Origin of the sequence: Micromonospora sp. WMMD729 (assembly GCF_049315225.1) — a bacterium.
Classification (GTDB): domain Bacteria; phylum Actinomycetota; class Actinomycetes; order Mycobacteriales; family Micromonosporaceae; genus Micromonospora.
Map to the genome: position 1 here is coordinate 4457569 of NZ_CP186059.1, position 19951 is coordinate 4477519.

The 19951-nt window shown below is 72.2% G+C and carries 16 protein-coding genes and 1 pseudogene; 7 read left to right on the forward strand and 10 right to left on the reverse strand.

All coding sequences use genetic code 11. The features are described from left to right. Positions 1–13: 13 nt before the first annotated feature. Positions 14–934 (forward strand): NlpC/P60 family protein, encoded by a 921-nt coding sequence (locus ACN263_RS20245; RefSeq protein ID WP_422735942.1) that lies wholly within the window; start codon positions 14–16, stop codon positions 932–934. Between the two features lie 25 nt (positions 935–959). On the opposite strand, the gene ACN263_RS20250 is transcribed toward ACN263_RS20245, so the two are convergent. From ACN263_RS20250 to pnuC, 3 genes are all read right to left on the reverse strand, one after another. After that, positions 960–1958, reverse strand: a complete 999-nt coding sequence (locus ACN263_RS20250) for a TerC family protein (protein ID WP_422735943.1) — start codon at positions 1956–1958, stop codon at positions 960–962. A gap of 288 nt (positions 1959–2246) precedes the next feature. Next, positions 2247–3344, reverse strand: coding sequence for an AAA family ATPase (locus tag ACN263_RS20255; RefSeq protein ID WP_422735944.1), 1098 nt, complete (start codon positions 3342–3344; stop codon positions 2247–2249). Further along, positions 3341–3997, reverse strand: coding sequence for a nicotinamide riboside transporter PnuC (gene pnuC / locus ACN263_RS20260; protein ID WP_422735945.1), 657 nt, complete (start codon positions 3995–3997; stop codon positions 3341–3343). The genes ACN263_RS20255 and pnuC overlap by 4 nt, the downstream gene beginning before the upstream one ends. Positions 3998–4081: 84 nt before the next feature. Here pnuC and ACN263_RS20265 point away from each other — a divergent pair, with 84 nt between their 5' ends. After that, positions 4082–4375 (forward strand): antibiotic biosynthesis monooxygenase family protein, encoded by a 294-nt coding sequence (locus ACN263_RS20265; protein ID WP_422735946.1) that lies wholly within the window; start codon positions 4082–4084, stop codon positions 4373–4375. A 102-nt stretch (positions 4376–4477) separates the two neighbouring features. Here the strand turns inward: ACN263_RS20265 and ACN263_RS20270 are convergent, their stop codons facing one another. The 4 genes from ACN263_RS20270 to uvrB all read right to left on the reverse strand — a co-directional run bounded on the left by ACN263_RS20270 (position 4478) and on the right by uvrB (position 9337). After that, on the reverse strand, positions 4478–5335 hold the full coding sequence (locus ACN263_RS20270; RefSeq protein ID WP_422735947.1) for a helix-turn-helix domain-containing protein: 858 nt from the start codon (positions 5333–5335) through the stop codon (positions 4478–4480). Positions 5336–5592: 257 nt separating this feature from the next. Then, positions 5593–5961, reverse strand: coding sequence for a VOC family protein (locus tag ACN263_RS20275; RefSeq protein ID WP_422735948.1), 369 nt, complete (start codon positions 5959–5961; stop codon positions 5593–5595). A gap of 311 nt (positions 5962–6272) precedes the next feature. Further along, positions 6273–7184 carry a helix-turn-helix domain-containing protein gene (locus ACN263_RS20280; RefSeq protein ID WP_422735949.1) on the reverse strand — a complete coding sequence of 304 codons (912 nt, stop codon included), beginning with the start codon at positions 7182–7184 and terminating at the stop codon, positions 6273–6275. Positions 7185–7228: 44 nt separating this feature from the next. Beyond that, complete coding sequence (uvrB, locus tag ACN263_RS20285; protein ID WP_422735950.1) at positions 7229–9337, reverse strand: excinuclease ABC subunit UvrB; 2109 nt, start codon at positions 9335–9337, stop codon at positions 7229–7231. Positions 9338–9649: 312 nt separating this feature from the next. On the opposite strand from uvrB, the gene ACN263_RS20290 reads away from it, so the two are divergent. Further along, positions 9650–11503 carry a hypothetical protein gene (locus ACN263_RS20290; protein ID WP_422735951.1) on the forward strand — a complete coding sequence of 618 codons (1854 nt, stop codon included), beginning with the start codon at positions 9650–9652 and terminating at the stop codon, positions 11501–11503. A gap of 7 nt (positions 11504–11510) precedes the next feature. Here ACN263_RS20290 and coaE read toward each other — a convergent pair whose 3' ends face one another. Then, positions 11511–12695 carry a dephospho-CoA kinase gene (gene coaE, locus ACN263_RS20295; RefSeq protein WP_422735952.1) on the reverse strand — a complete coding sequence of 395 codons (1185 nt, stop codon included), beginning with the start codon at positions 12693–12695 and terminating at the stop codon, positions 11511–11513. A gap of 234 nt (positions 12696–12929) precedes the next feature. Then, positions 12930–14429 carry a 30S ribosomal protein S1 gene (rpsA, locus tag ACN263_RS20300; RefSeq protein WP_421472229.1) on the reverse strand — a complete coding sequence of 500 codons (1500 nt, stop codon included), beginning with the start codon at positions 14427–14429 and terminating at the stop codon, positions 12930–12932. 472 nt (positions 14430–14901) lie between these two features. On the opposite strand from rpsA, the gene ACN263_RS20305 reads away from it, so the two are divergent. From ACN263_RS20305 to ACN263_RS20320, 4 genes and pseudogenes are all read left to right on the forward strand, one after another. Further along, positions 14902–15708, forward strand: a complete 807-nt coding sequence (locus ACN263_RS20305) for a class I SAM-dependent methyltransferase (protein WP_422735953.1) — start codon at positions 14902–14904, stop codon at positions 15706–15708. Positions 15709–15761: 53 nt separating this feature from the next. Further along, positions 15762–16364 carry a Uma2 family endonuclease gene (locus tag ACN263_RS20310; RefSeq protein WP_422735954.1) on the forward strand — a complete coding sequence of 201 codons (603 nt, stop codon included), beginning with the start codon at positions 15762–15764 and terminating at the stop codon, positions 16362–16364. 35 nt (positions 16365–16399) lie between these two features. Further along, entirely contained in the window at positions 16400–16618 is a 219-nt protein-coding gene (locus ACN263_RS20315; protein WP_422735955.1) for a DUF2945 domain-containing protein, read from the forward strand. Continuing rightward, positions 16605–16952, forward strand: a pseudogene (locus tag ACN263_RS20320) (DUF3140 domain-containing protein); the annotation flags it as partial. The gene ACN263_RS20315 and the pseudogene ACN263_RS20320, both read left to right, overlap by 14 nt. A 167-nt stretch (positions 16953–17119) precedes the next feature. On the opposite strand, the gene polA reads toward ACN263_RS20320, so the two are convergent. After that, positions 17120–19819, reverse strand: a complete 2700-nt coding sequence (polA, locus tag ACN263_RS20325) for a DNA polymerase I (RefSeq protein ID WP_422735956.1) — start codon at positions 19817–19819, stop codon at positions 17120–17122. Positions 19820–19951 lie beyond the last annotated feature (132 nt).

The window sequence follows — 19951 nt, forward strand, 5'->3', positions numbered from 1 at the left end:
GCTGGGGGTCGACGTGGAGCTTCAACCGGGCCGCGAGGCCGTCGTCCGGGTCGCGGTGGCGACGCTGTGGTCATCGCCCGAGGCGGTCCGTGCGGTCGACGGTCCCGCGCTCACCGCCGGCGTCGACATCCCGACCTGGGTCTCCGGCCTGGACACCGACCAGCAGGTCGGCGACTGCGTGCTGAGTCAGCTTCTCCTCGGCGAGCGGGTGCTGATCGACGAGCTGCGCCCGGACGGCTGGGCCCGGGTGGTGGCCGTCGAACAGCCGGCCGCCAAGCTCGATCCCCGTGGCTACCCGGGCTGGCTCCCGGCTGACCAGTTGACCCCACACGACCCCGTCGTCGTCGGCGGTGACCCGCTCGTGGTGGACGCCACCGTCACCGGGCTGCACGCCGCCCCGGACGGGCCGGTGGTGCTGCCGGGAGTGGTCGTGGGCACCCGCCTCGTTGCGGCCGGTCCGGCCCGCGACGGCTGGCGGGCGGTCCACGTTCCCGGCCGGGCCGCGCCGCTCTGGCTGCCCGACGGGCACGTCGTCGCCCCGCAGAGCGGCCCACCCGGTGCCACCGACGCGCTCGCGGTGGCCCAGCGGCTGCTGGACGTGGCGTACATCTGGGGCGGGCTGTCGGCGTACGGCATCGACTGCTCGGGCCTCGTCCACCTGGCCTGGCGGCGGTTCGGCGTGTTCCTCCCCCGCGACGCCGACGACCAGGCCGTCGCGACGACCCCCCTCGACCTGGGCGCGGAACGCCCCGGCGACCTCTACTTCTTCGCCCGACCCGGCCGCAAGATCCACCACATCGGCATCGTCACCGCCGCCGCCGACGGCTCCACGGACCGACGGATGCTGCACGCCTGCTACCGGCGGCGGCGGGTGGTGGAGGAGCCCCTGCCGGCCGACCGGACGGCCACCCTGGTGGGCGTGCACCGGGTCTGAGCGGCCGGGCCCGGCCGGCAACGCGTCAGCGTCGGGCCTCGGCCAGCTCGCGACGCCGGTCCCGGGCGGACTTGATGAGGCTGGCGACGGTGGCGATGCCCAGCGTGCCGATGATGACCAGCAGGGACAGCCAGATCGGGATGTGCGGCGCCCACGCGACGTGCTTCCCGCCGTTGATGAACGGCAGGTTGTTGTCGGCCAGCGCCTCCAGCACCAGCTTGACCCCGATGAAGCCCAGGACGACCGCCAGCCCGTAGCTCAGGTAGATCAACCGGTCGAGCAGGCCACCGAGCAGGAAGTAGAGCTGACGCAGCCCCATCAGCGCGAACACGTTCGCGGTGAAGACCAGGTACGGCTCCTGGGTGATGCCGAAGATCGCCGGAATCGAGTCCAGCGCGAAGATCAGGTCGGTGGTACCGATCGCGATCATCACGATCAGCATCGGCGTGAACAGTCGCCGCCCGTTCTCGTGGGTCGTCAGCCTCGCGTCGTCGTAGCCCTTGGAGATCGGCAGCGCCCGGCGGCTCCACCGAATCAGGATGTTCTCGGAGAACTCGTCCTCGTCCGGCTCACCCTGGCGGGCCAGGTTGACCGCCGTGTAGATGAGGAACGCGCCGAAGATGTAGAAGACCCAGGAGAACTGCGAGATCAGCGCCGCGCCGGCGGCGATGAACCCGCCGCGCATCACCAACGCCAGCACGATGCCGATGAGCAGCACCTTCTGCTGGTACTGCCGGGGCACCCCGAACCGGGCCATGATGATGACGAAGACGAAGAGGTTGTCCACCGAGAGGCTGTACTCGGTGAGCCAGCCGGTGTAGAACTGCCCCGCCGAACTGGCCCCGGCGGTCAGCCAGACGCCGACGCCGAAGAGCAGGGCGAGGCCGACGTAGAAGGCGACCCAGAGGCTCGACTCGCGCACGCTCGGCTCGTGCGGGCGCCGGCCGATGATCAGCAGATCGACGAGCAGCACCGCAGACAGTGCGACGAGGGTTCCCGCCCACACCAACCCGGACACGTCCAACGTTCATTCCTCCGGCAGACACGCGGCGTCGGGCACACCGTACGCCCCTGTCGGGCCCGGCGTGCCGCTCTCGCTCGCTCTGGTGACTGTCGGAGGTCTCTTCCGCCCCCGGCCCGCGAACGGGACGGCGACCGACGGAGCCGGGTCGGTCACCGAGAATCCGGCGATCGTCCGTGCTGACGACTTCGTCGCGGGGGAATACTCCCCTCCTCGGGGACCATTGTTGCCCACCACGCGCCGTGATCACACCTGGGGCGGGCGGTGCCCCCGCACACCCCCTTAGCCGTCCTAGGAGGCTAGTGTGTCGGGTGCGGTGATCGGGTCCGCGAACGACCAGCCGGCGGCCAGCAGCTCGTCGCAGACCTGCACGGCCCGCGCCAGCCGCTCGGCGTGCGATCCGGTCAGCTCCACCACCGGCACCCCGCAGCCGGCCAACTCGGCACGGAACCGGCCGGTCATCCAGGCCCGCAGGTGCTCGCCGTCGCGCAGCCCGTCGTCGGCGAAAGGCACACCCCGGTGGTCGGTCAACAGGTAGAGCGCCGGCCGGCGGGCCGCCGCCCGCACCTGCGGCGACGCGCTGCCCAGGTAGCGCTCCTCCCAGATCGCGGTGGCCCGCGCGTCGGTGTCGCAGAACAGCAACGGCCCCGACGACCGGGCCGCCGCGTCCTCGGCCTCCTGCTGCTCGCGCACCACCTCGCGGAAGTCCTCGCGGTCCCAGCCGACGTCGAAGATCGTCGCCTCGGGCGACCGCTCCCGCAGCCGGGCGAGCTTGCGGGCCGTCAACTCCCGCCCGTACTCCGGTACCCAGAGAGTGTCGTAGTGCGCGGCGAGCGCCTCGGCCATCGTGGTGGTGCCCGTCGACTCGGCGCCGACCACCACCACCCGCCGCACCAGAGCGGCCCGCACCGGCGGACTCAGCCACCGCCAGTGAGCCGCCGGGTCCGCGCGGACCGCCGTCCCGGACACCGGCACGGTCCGCCGATCCGGATCCACCGCCACGGGTACGGCCCCGAATCGGCGGGCCAACTCCTCCCCGTACGCCTCGGAGGAGAAGACGGCGTCCACCCGCTCCGGACCGACCGCATCCCGGAACACCGCGCAGTGCGCGTCCCAGACCGCCGGGTCGGCGTAGTCCACCGGATGGTCGTCGTACCGGCCGACGAACCGGACCCACGGGGTGTCCGCGTGCGCCTCGCGCAGCCAGTCCAGCCGGGCGGTGAGGGGGATGGACTCCCGGCGCGACGGCGCCACGACCACGGTGACCGTGGCGCAGCGGGCGGCCGCCGCCGCGATCAGCGCGTGGTGCCCGGCGTGCGGCGGATAGAACTTCCCCACCACCATCCCGTGCCCGAACTCGGGGCGCCGCGCGGGCGTCGGCCCGCTCACGCGGTCACCGGGGCCGGGCCGGGCGGCGTCGGGGTCGCCCGGTCGAGCCGGCGCTCGTCGGCCCGCCAGGCCCGCAACCCGACCACGCACAGGGCGAGGAAGACCAGGTACAGCACGGCCGTCAGGTGCAGCCCCTTGTAGGCGTACAACGGGATGTAGATCAGATCGGCCGTGATCCACAGCCACCAGCTCTCCACCCGCTTGCGGGTCTGCCCGTACGTCGCCAGCAGGGACAGCGCCGTCGTCAGCGCGTCCGGCAGCGGCACCGTCGAATCGGTGGCCCGGTCCAGCAGCACCCAGAGCACGCCGGTGAGCAGCACCCCGACGACCGCCAACGCCACCCACTCGCGCCCGCCGGTCCGGCTCACCGTCAGCCGGGTCCGCTCCTCACCCCCGAACAACCAGTGCCACCAGCCGTAACAGCCGAGCGCCACGTACACGACCTGGAGCCCGGCGTCCGCGTACAGCCCGGCCGTCCAGAACAGCAGCATGAGCAGCAGCACGTTGGCGATGCCGATCGGCCAGTTGGCGACGCGCTGCCGGGCCACCAGCCACACGTTGAGCACGCCGGTGGCGAACCCCAGCAGCTCCGCCCAGGTCGTGCCGACGCCCCCCACCCGGAACGCGGTGCCGGTGAGCCAGTCGATGATCATGCAGCCACACCTTAGGGCGTGTGTCGACGCCGGAACAGACCCCACGGCACCCGTACGACCCCGGGCCGTGGGAGGCTTGCCGGCATGGTGCTCGAAGTCGCGCTGATCGACGTACTGCCCGGACACGAGGACGCGTTCGCCGCCGCGTACGCCCAGGGTCACCCGGTGCTCGCCGGGACGCCCGGCTGCCGGTCGGTGCGGATGACCCGGGGCATCGAGTCCCCCACCCGGTTCGTGCTGCTGGTGGAGTGGGACTCGGTCGAGGCGCACGAGAAGAACTTCCGGGACACCGAACGGTTCACCCAGTGGCGCGGGCTGATCGGGCCGCACTTCGCCGGGCCGCCGGTGGTCGAGCACTTCCTCGACGTACCGGCCTGAGTGGACCTGTCGTACCCCGCGGTTATCGTGCCTCCCGCACGCGCGGGTCGCCGGTCCCGACGGGCTCGGGGGCGCCGGGCCCGGTGGCCGCGCGGGTGAGCCCTACTGCCCGACGCGGCGGGCCAACGCGGTGACCGTCTCCTCCGGGGACAACGCCGCCGCCAGCAACGCCTCGGTCATCCGCTCGTACCTGTCGACGTCGAGCACGGTCGCCAGGCGCACGTCGGTGGTCAACGCCTCCAGCATCACCGTCCGCGGGTCCGCCGGGTCGGGAAAGGCATACCAGGAGTACGGCGTGAGCGGGTGCAGCCCGCCGCCGGCCAACCCGCGGGGCAGCAACCGCACCGTCACGTGGGCCAGGCCGGTCACCGCCACCAGGTGCCGCAACTGCTCCCGCCAGACGTCCAGCGGCAGGTCGCCCGGATCGCACACCGCCTCGGCCAGCACCGCCGTGTAGCGCGGCGGGTCGGCCCGGCGCAGCACCTCCTGCCGCAGCGCCCGGGCGCGCACCTCGGCCTCCACGTCGACGTCCGGGGTGAGCAGCACACCGGCGGCGACCCGCGACCGGGCGTACGCCGGCGTCTGGAGCAGCCCCGGCACCAGCGCCGGCTGGTACTCGACGATGTCGGCCGCGCCCGCCTCCAGCTCGGCGTAGACGCGCTGCCGTTCGCTCATCTCGCCGAGCGTCTTCCACCACCCGCGGCTGGTGGCCGCGTCCCGGGCGATCACGATCAACGCGTCCCGGGCCGGTGCGGGCACCTGGTAGACGTCGAGCAGATCCAGCACGTCGGCGAGATCCGGCCGGCTCTGGCCCAGCTCGATGCGGGACAGCTTGGACGTCGACGCCCAGCCCAACCGGTCGCAGACCTGCTCCAGGGTCAGCGCCTCGCGCCGGCGTAGCTGACGCAGCTCAGCGCCGAGACGCGCGCGTCGAATGACAGGACTTGTTGGCAACGGCATCCCCGCCTCCCCATCGAGGGAGCGTACGCAGCACGATCACCCAGTGCAATAGCGCGCTTGCGCACCGCAACTGAAGCGATCACGCAAGACGGGGAAATCCGTTTGGGCCGAAGCCTTCCTTGCCTGGTCACGGCCCAAGCCGGTAGGCGCGGTCGAGCCGGCACTCGACTCAGGGCCGACACGCGGCTCCGGGCGGTGCGTGGTTCAGGGCGGTTGGCTGGTTCACGGCGGTGGGTAGTTCGGAGCCGGTAGGTGGCTCACGGCCGGTAGGTGCCGAACGACCAGTGGATGCCGGCCAGGTCACGGGCGGCGTAGTCGCGGGACCCGTAGTCGGTGTCGAACGGCTCCCGGGTGATATCCGCCCCGGCGGCACGCGCTCGGGCGCAGTGGGCGTCGACGTCGGGCACGGCCACGTACACGGACCAGTCGTCCACGGCCGCCGGGGACGCCGGGCCGACCCGAGGACCCAGCATGATCATGCCGGTGTCGAGGACGAGCTCGGCGTGGGCGACCGTGCCGTCCGGCGCCTCGTGCACGGCGTGCACCTGGAAACCGAACGCGGAACAGAGCCAGTCGATCGCGGCGCGGGGATCGGGATAACGAAGGATCGGATAGACGGTTCGCATAGCGACAAGTCTCCGGCCCGGAGTCGACTCCGCGATTGGACGAATGTGACCCGGGGTAGCCCAACCCTGCGCCGGACCGCCGCGCGAGGGCGGCCCGACTCCCAGGTTCCCGCAAACCGGGCTGTCGGCGCGCTCGGGACGCCCCCACTTCCCTGAACCCGAGTCGATCGTGAACGTTGATCCACACCAGGTCGCCGACATGGCGGCATCAGGGCGGGCGGACACCGCCAGATCGGCGATCTGGAGTGGACCATGCGGCTTCGGTGGCTGCCCGTACCTGCCCGCGCCCCCACGCCCCACGACGTCTCGCTTCAGACAGGGGGGCGTGCGGCGAGCAGCGCCGCCGGTGTGGCGCCGGCGAACTGGTGGAAGTCCCGGATGAGGTGCGACTGGTCGTAGTAGCCACACCGGACGGCCACCTCGGCCCAGTCGACGGCCCGTCCACGTCCGGGCGGCGATCCGGTCACGGCGGCAACGCGCAGCGCAGCGTGCGCGTGTTGGAAGCGCAGCAACCGGGCCGCCGTCTTCGGTGCCAGGCCGACCTCCTCCCGGAAGCGGGCCGCCAGATGTCGCCGGCTCCACCCCAGCTCGGCGGCGAGCTCGCCGACACCGCCGCGCCCACCGCTCGCCGTGAGCCATCGCCAGGCCCAGTCGAGGCGGGCGTCGACGGGTGGGGACCCCGCCAGGCGGGCGGCGAGTGCCGCGTCCAGGAGCGCGAAGCGCTGCGGCCAGCCCCGGGCGTCGGCCAACTGGTGCCGTAGCTGATCGAGCCAACGGCCGGGCAGGTGCCCGAGGCCCACTGCCCGGTTCGTCAGCTCGCCGAGCGGCAGGCCGAGGACGCGCCGGGCGGTCAGCGGGGTCAGCAGCAGTTCCACGCCCTCCCCCACGCCGACCGTGCGGGTGGTGCACCAGCCGTCGAAGGTGCCGGCGACGAACGAGTCGACCCGCTCGACCCCACGCTCGGCGCTGCGCGGATCGGCCACGTCCAGCGGCGCGCCCCAACCCAGGATCAGCACCACGAAGGCACCAGCAGTCTCCCGGCGGACCAGGGGAACGTCCGCGCGTTCCCGGTAGCCGATGTACCGGTCGACGAACGGACGCAGGCGGATCTCGGGCACCCCGAGGACCATCTCGTCGTCGACCGGCGTCATCGCACCCGACCGCCCTTCCCGCTCGCCGCACGAACCGCCCAGCCGGCGCATGGTCGAGACACGCCCGCCCACGCCCACTCGTCACCGTGTCGGTCGTGCGTGGGCGGGCTCGCCTGTCACTTCACCCCGGCGGCGTCCATCCCGCGGAGCTCCTTCTTCAGGTCGGCGACCTCGTCGCGGATCCGCGCCGCCAGCTCGAACTGCAGCTCGCGGGCGGCGGCCAGCATCTGGTCGTTGAGCTCCTGGATGAGCTGGGCGAGGTCGGCGCGGGCCATCCCCTCCCGGGACGTGGTGGCGGCGGTCGACCGGCTGCGACTGCGGGTCTCCTTGACCGGCGCCTTACCCCGGGAGAGCTGGCGGACCGCGCCGCCGACCCGCGAGTTCTCGGTGTCCTCCGCCTCGCGGTAGATGTCGTCCAGGATGTCGTGGATCTTCTTGCGCAGCGGCTCCGGACTGATGCCGTGCGCCTCGTTGTGTGCGATCTGCTTGGCGCGACGCCGGTCGGTCTCGTCGATCGCCGCCGCCATCGACGGCGTGATCTTGTCGGCGTACATGTGCACCTGGCCCGACACGTTACGGGCGGCCCGTCCGATGGTCTGGATCAGGGACCGGCCGCTGCGCAGGAAGCCCTCCTTGTCGGCGTCGAGGATCGCCACCAGCGACACCTCGGGCAGGTCGAGACCCTCCCGCAGCAGGTTGATGCCGACCAGCACGTCGTACTCGCCCTTGCGCAGCTCCCGCAGCAGCTCGACCCGGCGCAGCGTGTCGACCTCGGAGTGCAGGTAACGCACCCGGACGCCGTTCTCCAACAGGTAGTCCGACAGGTCCTCGGCCATCTTCTTGGTGAGCGTCGTGACGAGCACCCGTTCGTCCCGGTCGGTCCGCAGCTTGATCTCGTGCATCAGGTCGTCGATCTGGCCCTTGGTCGGCTTGATCACGACCTCCGGGTCGACCAGCCCGGTGGGGCGGATGACCTGCTCGACGAACTCGCCCTGGGCCTGCTCCAACTCCCAGGTGCCGGGGGTGGCGGAGAGGCAGACCATCTGGCCGACCCGCTCCAGGAACTCGTCGAACCGCAGCGGCCGGTTGTCGGCGGCGCTGGGCAGCCGGAACCCGTGGTCGATGAGCATCCGCTTGCGGGAGGCGTCGCCCTCGTACATGCTGCCGATCTGCGGGATCGTCACGTGCGACTCGTCGACCACGGTGAGGAAGTCGTCCGGGAAGTAGTCGAGCAGACAGTGCGGCGGACTGCCGGGCAGCCGCCCGTCCATGTGCATCGAGTAGTTCTCGATGCCGGAGCAGAAGCCCACCTGGCGCATCATCTCGATGTCGTACGTCGTGCGCATCCGCAGCCGCTGTGCCTCCAGCAGCTTGCCCTGGCGCTCCAGCTCGGCCAGCCGCTCGGCCAGCTCCGCCTCGATGTCCCGGATGGCCCGCTCCATCCGCTCCGGACCCGCCGCGTAGTGCGTCGCCGGGAAGATCACCAACTGGTCGACCTCGCGGACCACGTCACCGGTCAACGGGTTGAGGTAGTACAGCTTCTCCACCTCGTCGCCGAACAGTTCGATGCGGACCGCCAACTCCTCGTACGCCGGGATGATCTCCAAGGTGTCACCGCGGACCCGGAACGTGCCCCGCTGGAAGGCCATGTCGTTGCGCGTGTACTGGATGTCGACCAGCCGGCGCAGCAACTGGTCGCGGTCGAGGTCCTGACCGACCTTCACCTTCACCGCCCGGTCCAGGTACTCCTCCGGGGTGCCCAGGCCGTAGATCGCCGAGACGGTGGCCACGACGATCACGTCGCGGCGGGTGAGCAGCGACATCGTCGCCGAGTGCCGCAGCCGCTCGACCTCCTCGTTGATCGAGGAGTCCTTCTCGATGTAGGTGTCGGTCTGCGGGATGTACGCCTCGGGCTGGTAGTAGTCGTAGTACGACACGAAGTATTCGACCGCGTTGTGCGGCAGCAGCTCACTGAACTCCTTGGCCAGCTGCGCGCAGAGCGTCTTGTTCGGGGCGAGCACCAGGGTGGGGCGCTGCAGCCGCTCGATGAGCCACGCAGTGGTGGCGCTCTTGCCGGTGCCGGTCGCGCCGAGGAGGACCGAGGTCCGGTCGCCGCGCCGCACCCGGCGCTCAAGGTCGTCGATGGCCGTCGGCTGGTCGCCGGCCGGCTGGTAGTCGCTGATGACCTGGAAGCGGCCGTCGAGCCGAGGAATGTCGAGCGCCATGCCATCAACGGTACGCCGCAGGTCCGACATGTTCGGCCGTCGCGCAGGGTACGTGATCGGCTTCAATATTCCCATTGTGTGGCCCATGTCACCGGGACTACCCTCTTCGTGTAGGCCGCTCGCGGCGGCCGACCGGGCCGGTGGCCAGGCTGACATCACGGCCGGCCGCCCCCGGCACAGCGGTCGCAGCACCCGGCTCGTCCGGCGTGCGCACCCGTGTGGTCGCGCTCACGGCGCAGACCGGCCGCCGCGAGCGCCCCTGCTCCTCACCCCGGCCTCGTCACCCCGTGCCGTCCCACCCGTTTCACATCCGTGGACACCTCTGGAGCCCCGGCACCCTCGCCCGACACCACCCGCGCCGGCACCACGAAGGGCAGAGCCCGGACCGACGCCACGCGCAGCACCACCCGGGCCGACGCCACGGACGCCACCACCCGCGCCGGCACCACGAAGGGCAGCGCCCGATCCGGCACCCCCAGGGCCGACGCCACGAACCGCAGCACCCGCGCCGACGCCACGGACGGCACCACCCGGGCCGGCACCAGGGACCGCAGCGCCCGAACCGGCACCACGAGACGCAACGCCCGGACCAACGCCACGGACAGCGCCGGGGACCGCAGCGCCCGACGCGGCGTCCGGGAGCGCGCCACCCGTACCGGCGTCAGGGAGCACGCCACCCGGGCCGGCGTCGACGACCACGCCCCGGGCGTCGACGGCACCGGCCACGGCGGCGGGCCGGCCCGGGCCAGCCGTCGCCGGCGTACGCTGCTGCTCCTGCTCGCCCTGACCGCCGTGACGTCGGCGGCGGCGCTGGTGCTCGGGCTGCTGAGCTGGGCGCCGGACCCGCCCGCGCCGACCCGGCCACTGACCGTCGCCGAGGCTGAGCGGCTGGCCGCCGTGCGGGTCACCAACCTGCGTGACCTGCGCGCCGGAGTGCATGTCACCGCCGGCGAGGGCGCCGCCCGTACCGAACTGGTGGGCTGGGTGGACTGGTCGCGCCCCCTGCTCTACCTGGACGTGGGCGGGCCGGGGGCGGGCAGCGACCGGGGCCTGGTGCAGCGCGCCGGCCCGGTCCTGGTGGTCCGGCCCGATCCGACCGCCGTGCCCACCCCGGCCGCGCCTCCGCTGGTACCGCCGACGGACCGCTGGCGGCTGCGGCACCTGACGCCCGGCACGAACCTGGCGTCGCTCCTCGACCTGCTCCTCGGCCTGGCCGCCGACCGCCCGGACCCGACGCCGACGGGTGACGACGCGCGCTGGATCGCCCAGGAGGTGGTCGCGGCCGGACCGGTGGACGTGTTCCAGGGGTCGCTGACCGCCGCGCCGCCCACCGCCACCGCACCGGCCGCCGGTACCGCGGCAGCGTCCGGCACGCCGGCGGCCGGCACGGACGTGTCGGCCCGCTACTGGCTCGACCGGGACGGCCGGCTGCACAAGCTGGTGACCCGGCTGCCCGGTGTCGGACCGGTCACCGTGCTGCTCGACCGGATCGACCGTCCCACCCTGCATCCGGTGGACGCGCTCGGCGGCCGACCCGGCCTGCCCCGGGCGCTCACGGCGGCCGAGCAGCGGCGGTGGGACGCCCTGCCGGCCCGGCTGCGCGGCCAGGGCGGTGCCACGCTGACGCTGGTCGCGCCGGTGGGCGTCGAGGTCAACCTGCGGGGCGCCGGCTGGTTGAGCTGGACCGGCCGTACCGCCTACCTGGCGGTCGCCGACCTGGGCGTACCCGATCGCCGGACCCTGCTGCACCGGGACGCCGCCGGCCTGTCCCGCACGGACGTACCCGCCGACGCCGGTGGTGGTGGCACGGCCGAGACGCCCGGGCGACCGCCGTTCCCGGTCCCGGCCGGGGCGTGGCGGACCACCCGCGACGCCCGCGACGACCTGGACCGGCTGGTCGACGCCGCGGTGGCCGCTGCCGGGCCGGCGGCCGGGCGGGGCGCGCCGGTGCGCGTCCGCGAGGACCTCGCCGACGGGCGGACGGTGGACGTGGTGGAGTTCCGCACCGACGTCGCGCTGCTGCGCTACTGGATCGACCGGGACGGCTCGCTGCGCCGGGTGGAGTTGCGCGGCGGCTCCGGCGCGTGGGCGCAGCTGGACCTCGCTCCCGCCGTGGTACCCCGCCTCCCGCCGCCACCGCGCGCCGCCGTTCGCCCGCGACGCTGACCAGGGGTCAGGGTCGCCAGCCGGTCTGCGCGGCCCACTGCTCGGCCCGCAGGTACTCCTCGTCGAACCAGGGGTCGCGGGCCGTGCCGGAGTCACCGACGTGCGGTGCCGAGTCCACCAGATCGCGCTTGAGCAGCAGGTACGTCGCCCGTCGATCGGGGTCGGCGCGCAGGTGGTCCCGCATCAGCAGCGCGTACCGCCAGCCGGGCGAGTCCACGGCCCGCACGTGCAGCCGCACCGGACGACCCGGGTCGGCGCTGCCGTGCAGCCGCTTCTCCCAGCGCCCCCGGCCGGCCGGACGCGGGTCGTCCCACCAGTGCCCCGGGACCCGGGGGAACCCGGCACCCGCCAGCCGCTCGGCGAGCGGCCCGTCGGCGTCCGCGAGGCTCGGCACGGCGAGCTGCACGTCGATCACGTCGTCGGTGGCGAGGCCGGGCACCGCGGTCGCGCCGATGTGGTCGATCCGCAGGTCCGCCGGGGCGAGCGCGTGGCGGATCCGGGCCGCCACCCGGGCGTACTGCTCGGGCCAGCTCGCGTCGACCTCCGCCGCGTCGCCGCGCGCGGCCGGCGACGCGACCCGCCGCTGCCGCAGATTGTGCTCGTAGGGTTGCAGCCGCCCCCGCCACAGCGCGTCCACGGCGGCGTGCAGCGCCGCCAGACTCCCGTCGTTGGTCACCACCACGTCGGCGACCGCCCGCCGGCGGGCGTCGTCGGCCTGGGCGGCGATCCGCCGCTCGGCCTCCGCGCGGTCCATCCCCCGGTCGCGGGTCAGTCGCTCCAGTCGGGTCGGCACGGCCGTCTGCACCACGACCACCAGGTGGTACGTCGGGGCGAGCCCCACCTCCACCAGCAGCGGTACGTCGTTGACGACGATGGCGTCCGGCGCCGCCGCCGCGACCAGCTCGGCGGTACGTGCCCGCACCCGGGGATGGGTGATCGCCTCCAGCCGGCGGCGGGCGGCCTCGTCGGAGAAGACCAGCGCGCCCAGCGCGGCGCGGTCCAGCGCGCCATCGGCGTCCAACACCGCCGAGGAGAAGGTGGCGACGATCTCCGCGAGACCCTCGGTCCCCGGCGCGACGACCTCCCGGGCGACCTGGTCGGCGTCGACGAGCACCGCGCCCAACTCCACCAGCCGCGCGGCCACCGCGCTCTTGCCCGACCCGATCCCGCCGGTCAATCCCACCCTCAGCACCAGGACAGTCAACCGGATCGCGGGCCACCCGCCAAACAGACCCGTCCCGAGGGGAACCCGCGAACCGCCCGGACCCGGGTCTGTCTCGCTCTCCCTCTGCTCTGGTGACCGCTGCCCCGCCAGCGCCCAGGCCATCTCGTGATCACCACCAAGCCGCGGGGCAGGCACGGCGAAGGCCCCGCCTCCGGCGATCCGAGGATCGCGGGAGACGGGGCCTGTCGTCGTGCTAGCGGGTCACTTACCGCCGGCGAGCTTCTCCCGCAGAGCGGCGAGCGCCTCGTCGGTGGCCAGGGTGCCGGCCGGCTCCTCGTTCTGCCGGCTCGGGGCCGGGCTGGACGAGGAGGTGGTGCCGCCAGTGGCAGCCGGGACGGCGGGAGCCGGGTTGGCAGCGGCCTCGGCGTCGGCGGCGCGAGAGGTCTGCACCTGCTTGGTGTGGGCCTCCCAACGCTGACGGGCCTCGGCGTACTGGTTCTCCCAGGTCTCGCGCTGCTTGTCGTACCCCTCGAGCCACTCGCCCGTCTCCGGGTCGAAGCCCTCCGGGTAGATGTAGTTGCCCTCGGCGTCGTACGTCGCGGCCATGCCGTAGAGGGTCGGGTCGAAGTGCTCCTCGCCCTCGACGAAGCCCTCGTTGGCCTGCTTGAGCGACAGCGAGATCCGGCGGCGCTCCAGGTCGATGTCGATGACCTTGACCATGACCTCGGAGCCGACCTGCACGACCTGCTCCGGGATCTCCACGTGGCGCTCGGCCAGCTCGGAGATGTGGACCAGGCCCTCGATGCCGTCGTCCACGCGGACGAACGCACCGAACGGAACCAGCTTGGTGACCTTACCCGGCACGATCTGCTGGATCGCGTGGGTACGGGCGAACTGCCGCCACGGGTCCTCCTGCGTCGCCTTCAGCGACAGGGAGACGCGCTCGCGGTCCAGGTCGACGTCCAGGACCTCGACCTCGACCTCCTGGCCCACCTCGACGACCTCGGACGGGTGGTCGATGTGCTTCCAGGACAGCTCGGAGACGTGCACCAGACCGTCGACGCCGCCGAGGTCCACGAACGCGCCGAAGTTGACGATCGAGGACACGACGCCCTTGCGGACCTGGCCCTTCTGCAGCTTGTTGAGGAACTCGGTGCGCACCTCGGACTGCGTCTGCTCGAGCCAGGCCCGGCGGGACAGCACCACGTTGTTGCGGTTCTTGTCCAGCTCGATGATCTTGGCTTCGAGCTCGCGCCCGACGTACGGCTGCAGGTCACGCACGCGCCGCATCTCGACCAGGGACGCGGGCAGGAAGCCGCGCAGGCCGATGTCGAGGATGAGACCACCCTTGACGACCTCGATGACCGAGCCGCGGACGACACCGTCCTCGTCCTTGATCTTCTCGATCGTGCCCCAGGCCCGCTCGTACTGCGCCCGCTTCTTGGAGAGGATCAGACGCCCCTCCTTGTCCTCCTTCTGGAGGACCAGGGCCTCGATGTGGTCGCCAACCGTCACAACCTCGGCGGGGTCGACGTCGTGCTTGATCGACAACTCCCGAGAGGGGATGACACCCTCGGTCTTGTAGCCGATGTCGAGCAGGACCTCGTCCCGATCGACCTTGACGACGGTGCCTTCGACAATGTCGCCGTCGTTGAAGTACTTGATGGTCTCGTCGATCGCGGCGAGGAAAGCCTCCTCGGAACCGAGATCGTCGTGGGTGACCCGGGTGGCGCTCGAGGGGGCCTCGATGCTGCTCGTCATGTGGGCGGTTGCTCCGGTCGGTGGGTTGTCACAGCAGGCTGGTGTCGCGGTGACCTGTTCGCGCCAGCGGATCCGTCGCCGGACACACCGAACGATCGCCTAGTGAGATCATGATGTGGCTCCGACGACCGCGCACCTGCTCCCTGCCGAGACACACGATCCGCGAGCGCATCGTCTAGCCTACCGTGCGCATTACCACAGCGTGCAAGCCCTCCCGTCTCCTCGCCGCGCGACGACCTGCGAAAGCCGAACAATCGCCCGGAAACGACCCCTCCTGTCTCGTACGTCACAGCGGCCCCAGGGGTCGGCTGGCCGGGGCCCGCTTGATCGACTCGGCTTCCTGGACATCGGGGCGTCCGGCCGGCCCGGACGCCCCTATTTCGTGGACGCCGAGTCGATCACGCCGCCACCGTGGCGCCGGCGGTGGTCGCCCGCCGTACCCGACGGGGTGGGTGGGGCCTAGCGTGAGCGGGTGGATGACGACAGCCGGGTGACCCGGCGCCGGGTGGGTGACGCCGAGGTCAGGCGGGCCAACCGCGGCTGGTGGGACGCCGACGCCGACGACTACCAGGCCGAGCACGGCACATTCCTCGGCGACGTGGACTTCGTCTGGTGCCCGGAGGGGCTGCGCGAGGCGGACGCCCACCTGCTCGGCGACGTGACCGGGCGGCGGGTGCTCGAGGTGGGTTGCGGTGCTGCCGCGGCCGCCCGCTGGCTCGCCACCCAGGGCGCCCGGCCGGTCGCCTTCGACCTGTCCGCCGGCATGTTGCGGCACGCCGCCAAGGCCGCCGACACCTCCGGGGTACGCGTACCGCTGGTGCAGGCCGACGCCCTCGCCCTGCCGTTCGCCGACCAGTCGTTCGACGTGGCCTGCACGGCGTTCGGGGCGATCCCGTTCGTGGACGACTCGGCGGCCCTGCTCGCCGAGGTGCACCGGGTGCTGCGCCCGGGCGGCCGGTGGGTGTTCTCGGTGACCCACCCGATGCGGTGGATCTTCCTCGACGACCCCGGCGAGGGCGGGCTGAAGGCGGTGCACTCGTACTTCGACCGGTCCCCCTACGTCGAGCAGGACGAGAACGGCGTGGCCACGTACGTGGAGCAGCACCGGACCCTCGGCGACCGGATCCGGGAACTCGTCGGCGCGGGGTTCCGGCTGCTGGACCTCGTGGAGCCGGAGTGGCCCCCGGGGCACGAGGGGATCTGGGGGCAGTGGAGCCCGCTGCGCGGACGGCTCTTCCCCGGCACCGCCATCTTCGTCACCGAACGGCCCGCCGACTGACCGCGCCGCACCCGTTGTCCGCCCGACCCGCGTCCGGCGGGCGTTGGGTGGTCGTGACCAGAGAGCCGACGCCGATCTCACCGGAACCTTGGCGGCCGGACCAAGCCCGCCAGCAGCGTGCCGACCACACGTTGGACGACCTCCTCACCCTGCCGGACGGCGCCCCACGCGTCGAACTTGTCGATGGAGTCGTTCAGGCGCCGCCCCTGCCCACCTTGGGCCACCAAGACCTTTCCAGCCTGCTGTATCTGTGGCTGCGGTCTCATGCACCGATCGGGCTCCGCGCGGCCCAGGCCATCGGGATCGCCTTCAGCCGCAACACGGTCCGCCGGCCCGATGTCCTGCTGTACCAAGCCAGCGTGCCCTCGAACCGTTATCTGCTGCGGCCGGTGGATGTCGTGCTCGCTGCGGAGATCGTGTCGCCCGGCACGCGACGGATCGACCGGTTCGCGAAGCCCGGTGAGTACGCCGCTGCCGGCATCCCCTACTACTGGAGGATCGAGCAGGACCCGGTGCACGTCTACGCGTACCGGATCGGCGACCGGGTGGGCCCGGGCGGAGAGCAACAGTACGAGCTGGTCGCCGACGGCGCCGACGTGATCGAACTGGCCGAGCCGTTCGACATCAAGCTGCCGATCGCCGAGATCACGCCGTAGCCGTTTCACCCCGGCGCGGTCGGGTAGCCCCGGGCATGGCCGAACAGCGATTCCACAAGGGCGACCACGTCTCCTGGTCGGCACACGGCAGCCGCGCGTACGGCGTGGTGCAGGGCACGATCACCGAACGGACCCGTATTCGCGGACGGGCGGTGAACGCGTCCCCGGCCGACCCGCAGTACCGGGTCCGCAGCGACGGCACGGGCCGCGACGTGGCCCACCGCCCGGAGGCGTTGCGTCATGAGCAAGGCTGACGACCAGGGCCGGGACACCTATCGGGAGTTCACCGAGGCGGTGAACATGAAGCCCGGTGAGCTGTCGACCTGGCTGGAGACCGACGAGTCGAAGCAGGTCGGCTGGCACAAGGGCGGCCGTACCGGTGGCGGCGAGTCCGTGGGCCACGAATCCGGCCGGAAGATCATCAACTTGCTCCGCCGCAAGCGCGCCGACCTCTCCGAGGCGGACTACAAGCACATGCGCAAGGTGGTGGGCTACGTCCGTCGGCACATGGCACAGCGCCCGTCCGGCGACGTGCGCGACACGAAGTGGCGCTGGTCCCTCATGAACTGGGGCCACGACCCCCTCAAGTAACCCCACCCACGAGGCATGACCACACCCAGGCGATGGCCGGGCAGCCACGCGACCAGGTCAAGCCGGTCAGGGTTCCGGGGGCAGCCCGACCCGCGCAGGGATCAAGCCTGACCGCCCGGAGCGGGTCGGGCTGCCCCCGGAACCCCCCAACCGCAACCAAAAAATCAGTGATCCGCGCTGTTCCAGTCCCGACCCTCGCCGACCGACACCTCCAGCGGCACCGACAGCGGGTACGCGCCGCCCATCTCGCGCCGTACCAGCGCTTCGAGGGCCTCGCGCTCGCCGGGCGCGACCTCGAAGACCAGCTCGTCGTGCACCTGCAACAGCATCCGGGAGCGCAGCCCGGCGTCGGCGAGCGCGGTGTCGACGTGCAGCATCGCCACCTTGATGATGTCGGCGGCCGATCCCTGGATGGGGGCGTTGAGCGCCATCCGCTCGGCGATGTCGCGGCGCTGCCGGTTGTCACTGACCAGGTCCGGCAGGTAGCGGCGGCGGCCGAGGATGGTCGAGGTGTAGCCGTCCTGGCGGGCCTTGGCGACCACCTGGTGCAGGTAGTCGCGCACCCCGCCGAAGCCGGCGAAGTAGTTCTCCATCAGCCCGCGTGCCTCTTCAGTGCTGATGGTGAGCTGCTGGGACAGGCCGAACGCGCTGAGCCCGTACGCGAGGCCGTAGTTCATGGCCTTGATCTTGCGCCGCTGGTCCGGGGTGACCTCGTCGACCGGGACGCCGAAGACCGACGAGGCGGTGGCGGCGTGGAAGTCGGCGCCGGAGTTGAACGCGTCGATGAGCGCGTCGTCCGACGAGAGGTGCGCCATGATCCGCATCTCGATCTGGCTGTAGTCGGCGGTGAGCAGGCACTCGTACCCGTCACCCACCACGAAGGCGCGGCGGATGCGCCGGCCCTCCTCGGTGCGGATCGGGATGTTCTGCAGGTTGGGCTCGGTGGAGGAGAGCCGGCCGGTGGCCGCCACCGTCTGGTTGAAGGTGGTGTGGATGCGGCCGTCGTCGGAGACGGACTTGAGCAGACCGTCCACCGTCGACTTGAGCTTGGCCACGTCGCGGTGGCGCAGCAGGTGGGCCAGCACCGGGTGGGGCTGCTGCGCGTAGAGCCACTGCAGGGCGTCGGCGTCGGTGGTGTAACCCGTCTTGATCTTCTTGGTCTTCGGCAGGCCCAGCTCGGTGAAGAGGATCTCCTGCAACTGCTTGGGCGAGCCGAGGTTGAACTCGCGGCCCACCGCCTCGTACGCGCCCTGGGCGGCGGCCTTCACCTCGGCGGCGAAGTGCGCCTCCAACTCGGACAGATAGTCGGTGTCGGCGGCGATGCCGGTGCGCTCCATGCCGGCGAGCACCCGCATCAGCGGCAGCTCGACCCCGGCCATCAGCCGCGCGGACTGCTCGCCGTCGCGGGACAGCTCGGCGTCGATCGAGTCGGCCAGGTCGAGGGTGGCACGGGCCTGGAGCATGAGGTTCTGCTCGGCCACCCCCTCGTCGCCCAGCCCGTCGAGGGTGAGCTGACCGGTCTCGGGCGCGTCCACCCGCAGCTCGCGGTGCAGGTACCGCAGGGCCAGGTCGGTCAGGTCGTAGGAGCGCTGGTCGGGGCGGGCCAGGTAGGCGGCGATCTGGGTGTCGCGGGCGATGCCGGTCAGCTCCCAGCCGTGCGCGGCGCAGGCCAGCACCGCGGGCTTGCTGTCGTGCAGCACCTTGGGCCGCTGCGGGTCGGCCAGCCAGGACGCCAGGGCGCTCTCGTCGGCGGCGTCGAGCCCGCTGGGGTCGACCCAGGCGGCCGCGCCACCGGCGCTGGCCAGCGCGAGCCCGGTGATCGAGGCGGTGTGCCGGCGGTTGGGGCCGGTGTCGAGCTTGACCGCGAGCCCGGCCGGGGTGCCGGTCGGCGCGTGGGCGTCCAGCCAGGCGGTGAGCGCGCCCGGTTCGGTGAGCACCTCGCCGGTCAGGTCGAAGCCGGACTCGGCCTCCGGCTCGACGGCCTCCAGGTACTGGTAGAGGCGGTCGCGCAGGATGCGGAACTCCAGGGTGTCGAAGACCTGGTGCACCGCCTCGCGGTCCCAACCCGCCCAGCGGGTGTCCTCCGGGCGCAGCGGCAGCTCCAGGTCGGAGACGAGGCGGTTGATCTCGTAGTTGCGGATCACGTCGGCGAGCCGCTCCCGCAGGCTGTCGCCGGCCTTGCCCTTGATCTCGTCGGCGCGGGCGATGACGCCCTCCACCCCGCCGTAGGTGGTGATCCACTTGGCGGCGGTCTTCGGCCCGACACCCGGCACGCCGGGCAGGTTGTCGCTGGTCTCGCCGACCAGCGCGGCGAGGTCCCGGTACCGCTCGGGGCCGACGCCGTACTTCGCCTCGATCGCCGCCGGGTCCATCCGGGCCAGGTCGGAGACGCCCTTGCGCGGGTAGAGCACGGTGACCTGGTCGCCGACGAGCTGGAACGCGTCCCGGTCGCCGGTGCTGATCAGCACCGTCATGCCCTGGTCGCGGGCCTGGCAGGCGAGCGTCGCGATGACGTCGTCGGCCTCGTAGCCCTCCATCTCGACGACCGGGATCTGCAACGCCGCCAGGACCTCCTTGACCAGGCTGACCTGGCCCTTGAAGTCGGTCGGGGTCTCGCTGCGGCCGGCCTTGTACTCCGCGTACTTCTCGGTGCGGAAGGACCGGCGGGAGACGTCGAACGCCACCACGATGTGGGTGGGCTGCTCGTCCCGCAGGACGTTGATCAGCATTGACGTGAAGCCGTACACCGCGTTGGTCGGCTGACCCGTCGTGGTGGAGAAGTTTTCCACCGGCAGAGCGAAGAAAGCCCGGTATGCCAGGGAATGTCCGTCGACGAGGAGCAGGCGCGGCGTCGTAGCTGTCACGGCAGCGACTCTAGTCCGTCGCACCGACATCCCCGGGTGGCGGCACCGCACCGGCGGCGGAAAACGCGCCACCGGCCCGAACGCCGGTGGCCGGCCGCCCCACCAGGGGACGACCGGCCACCGGTACGCCGT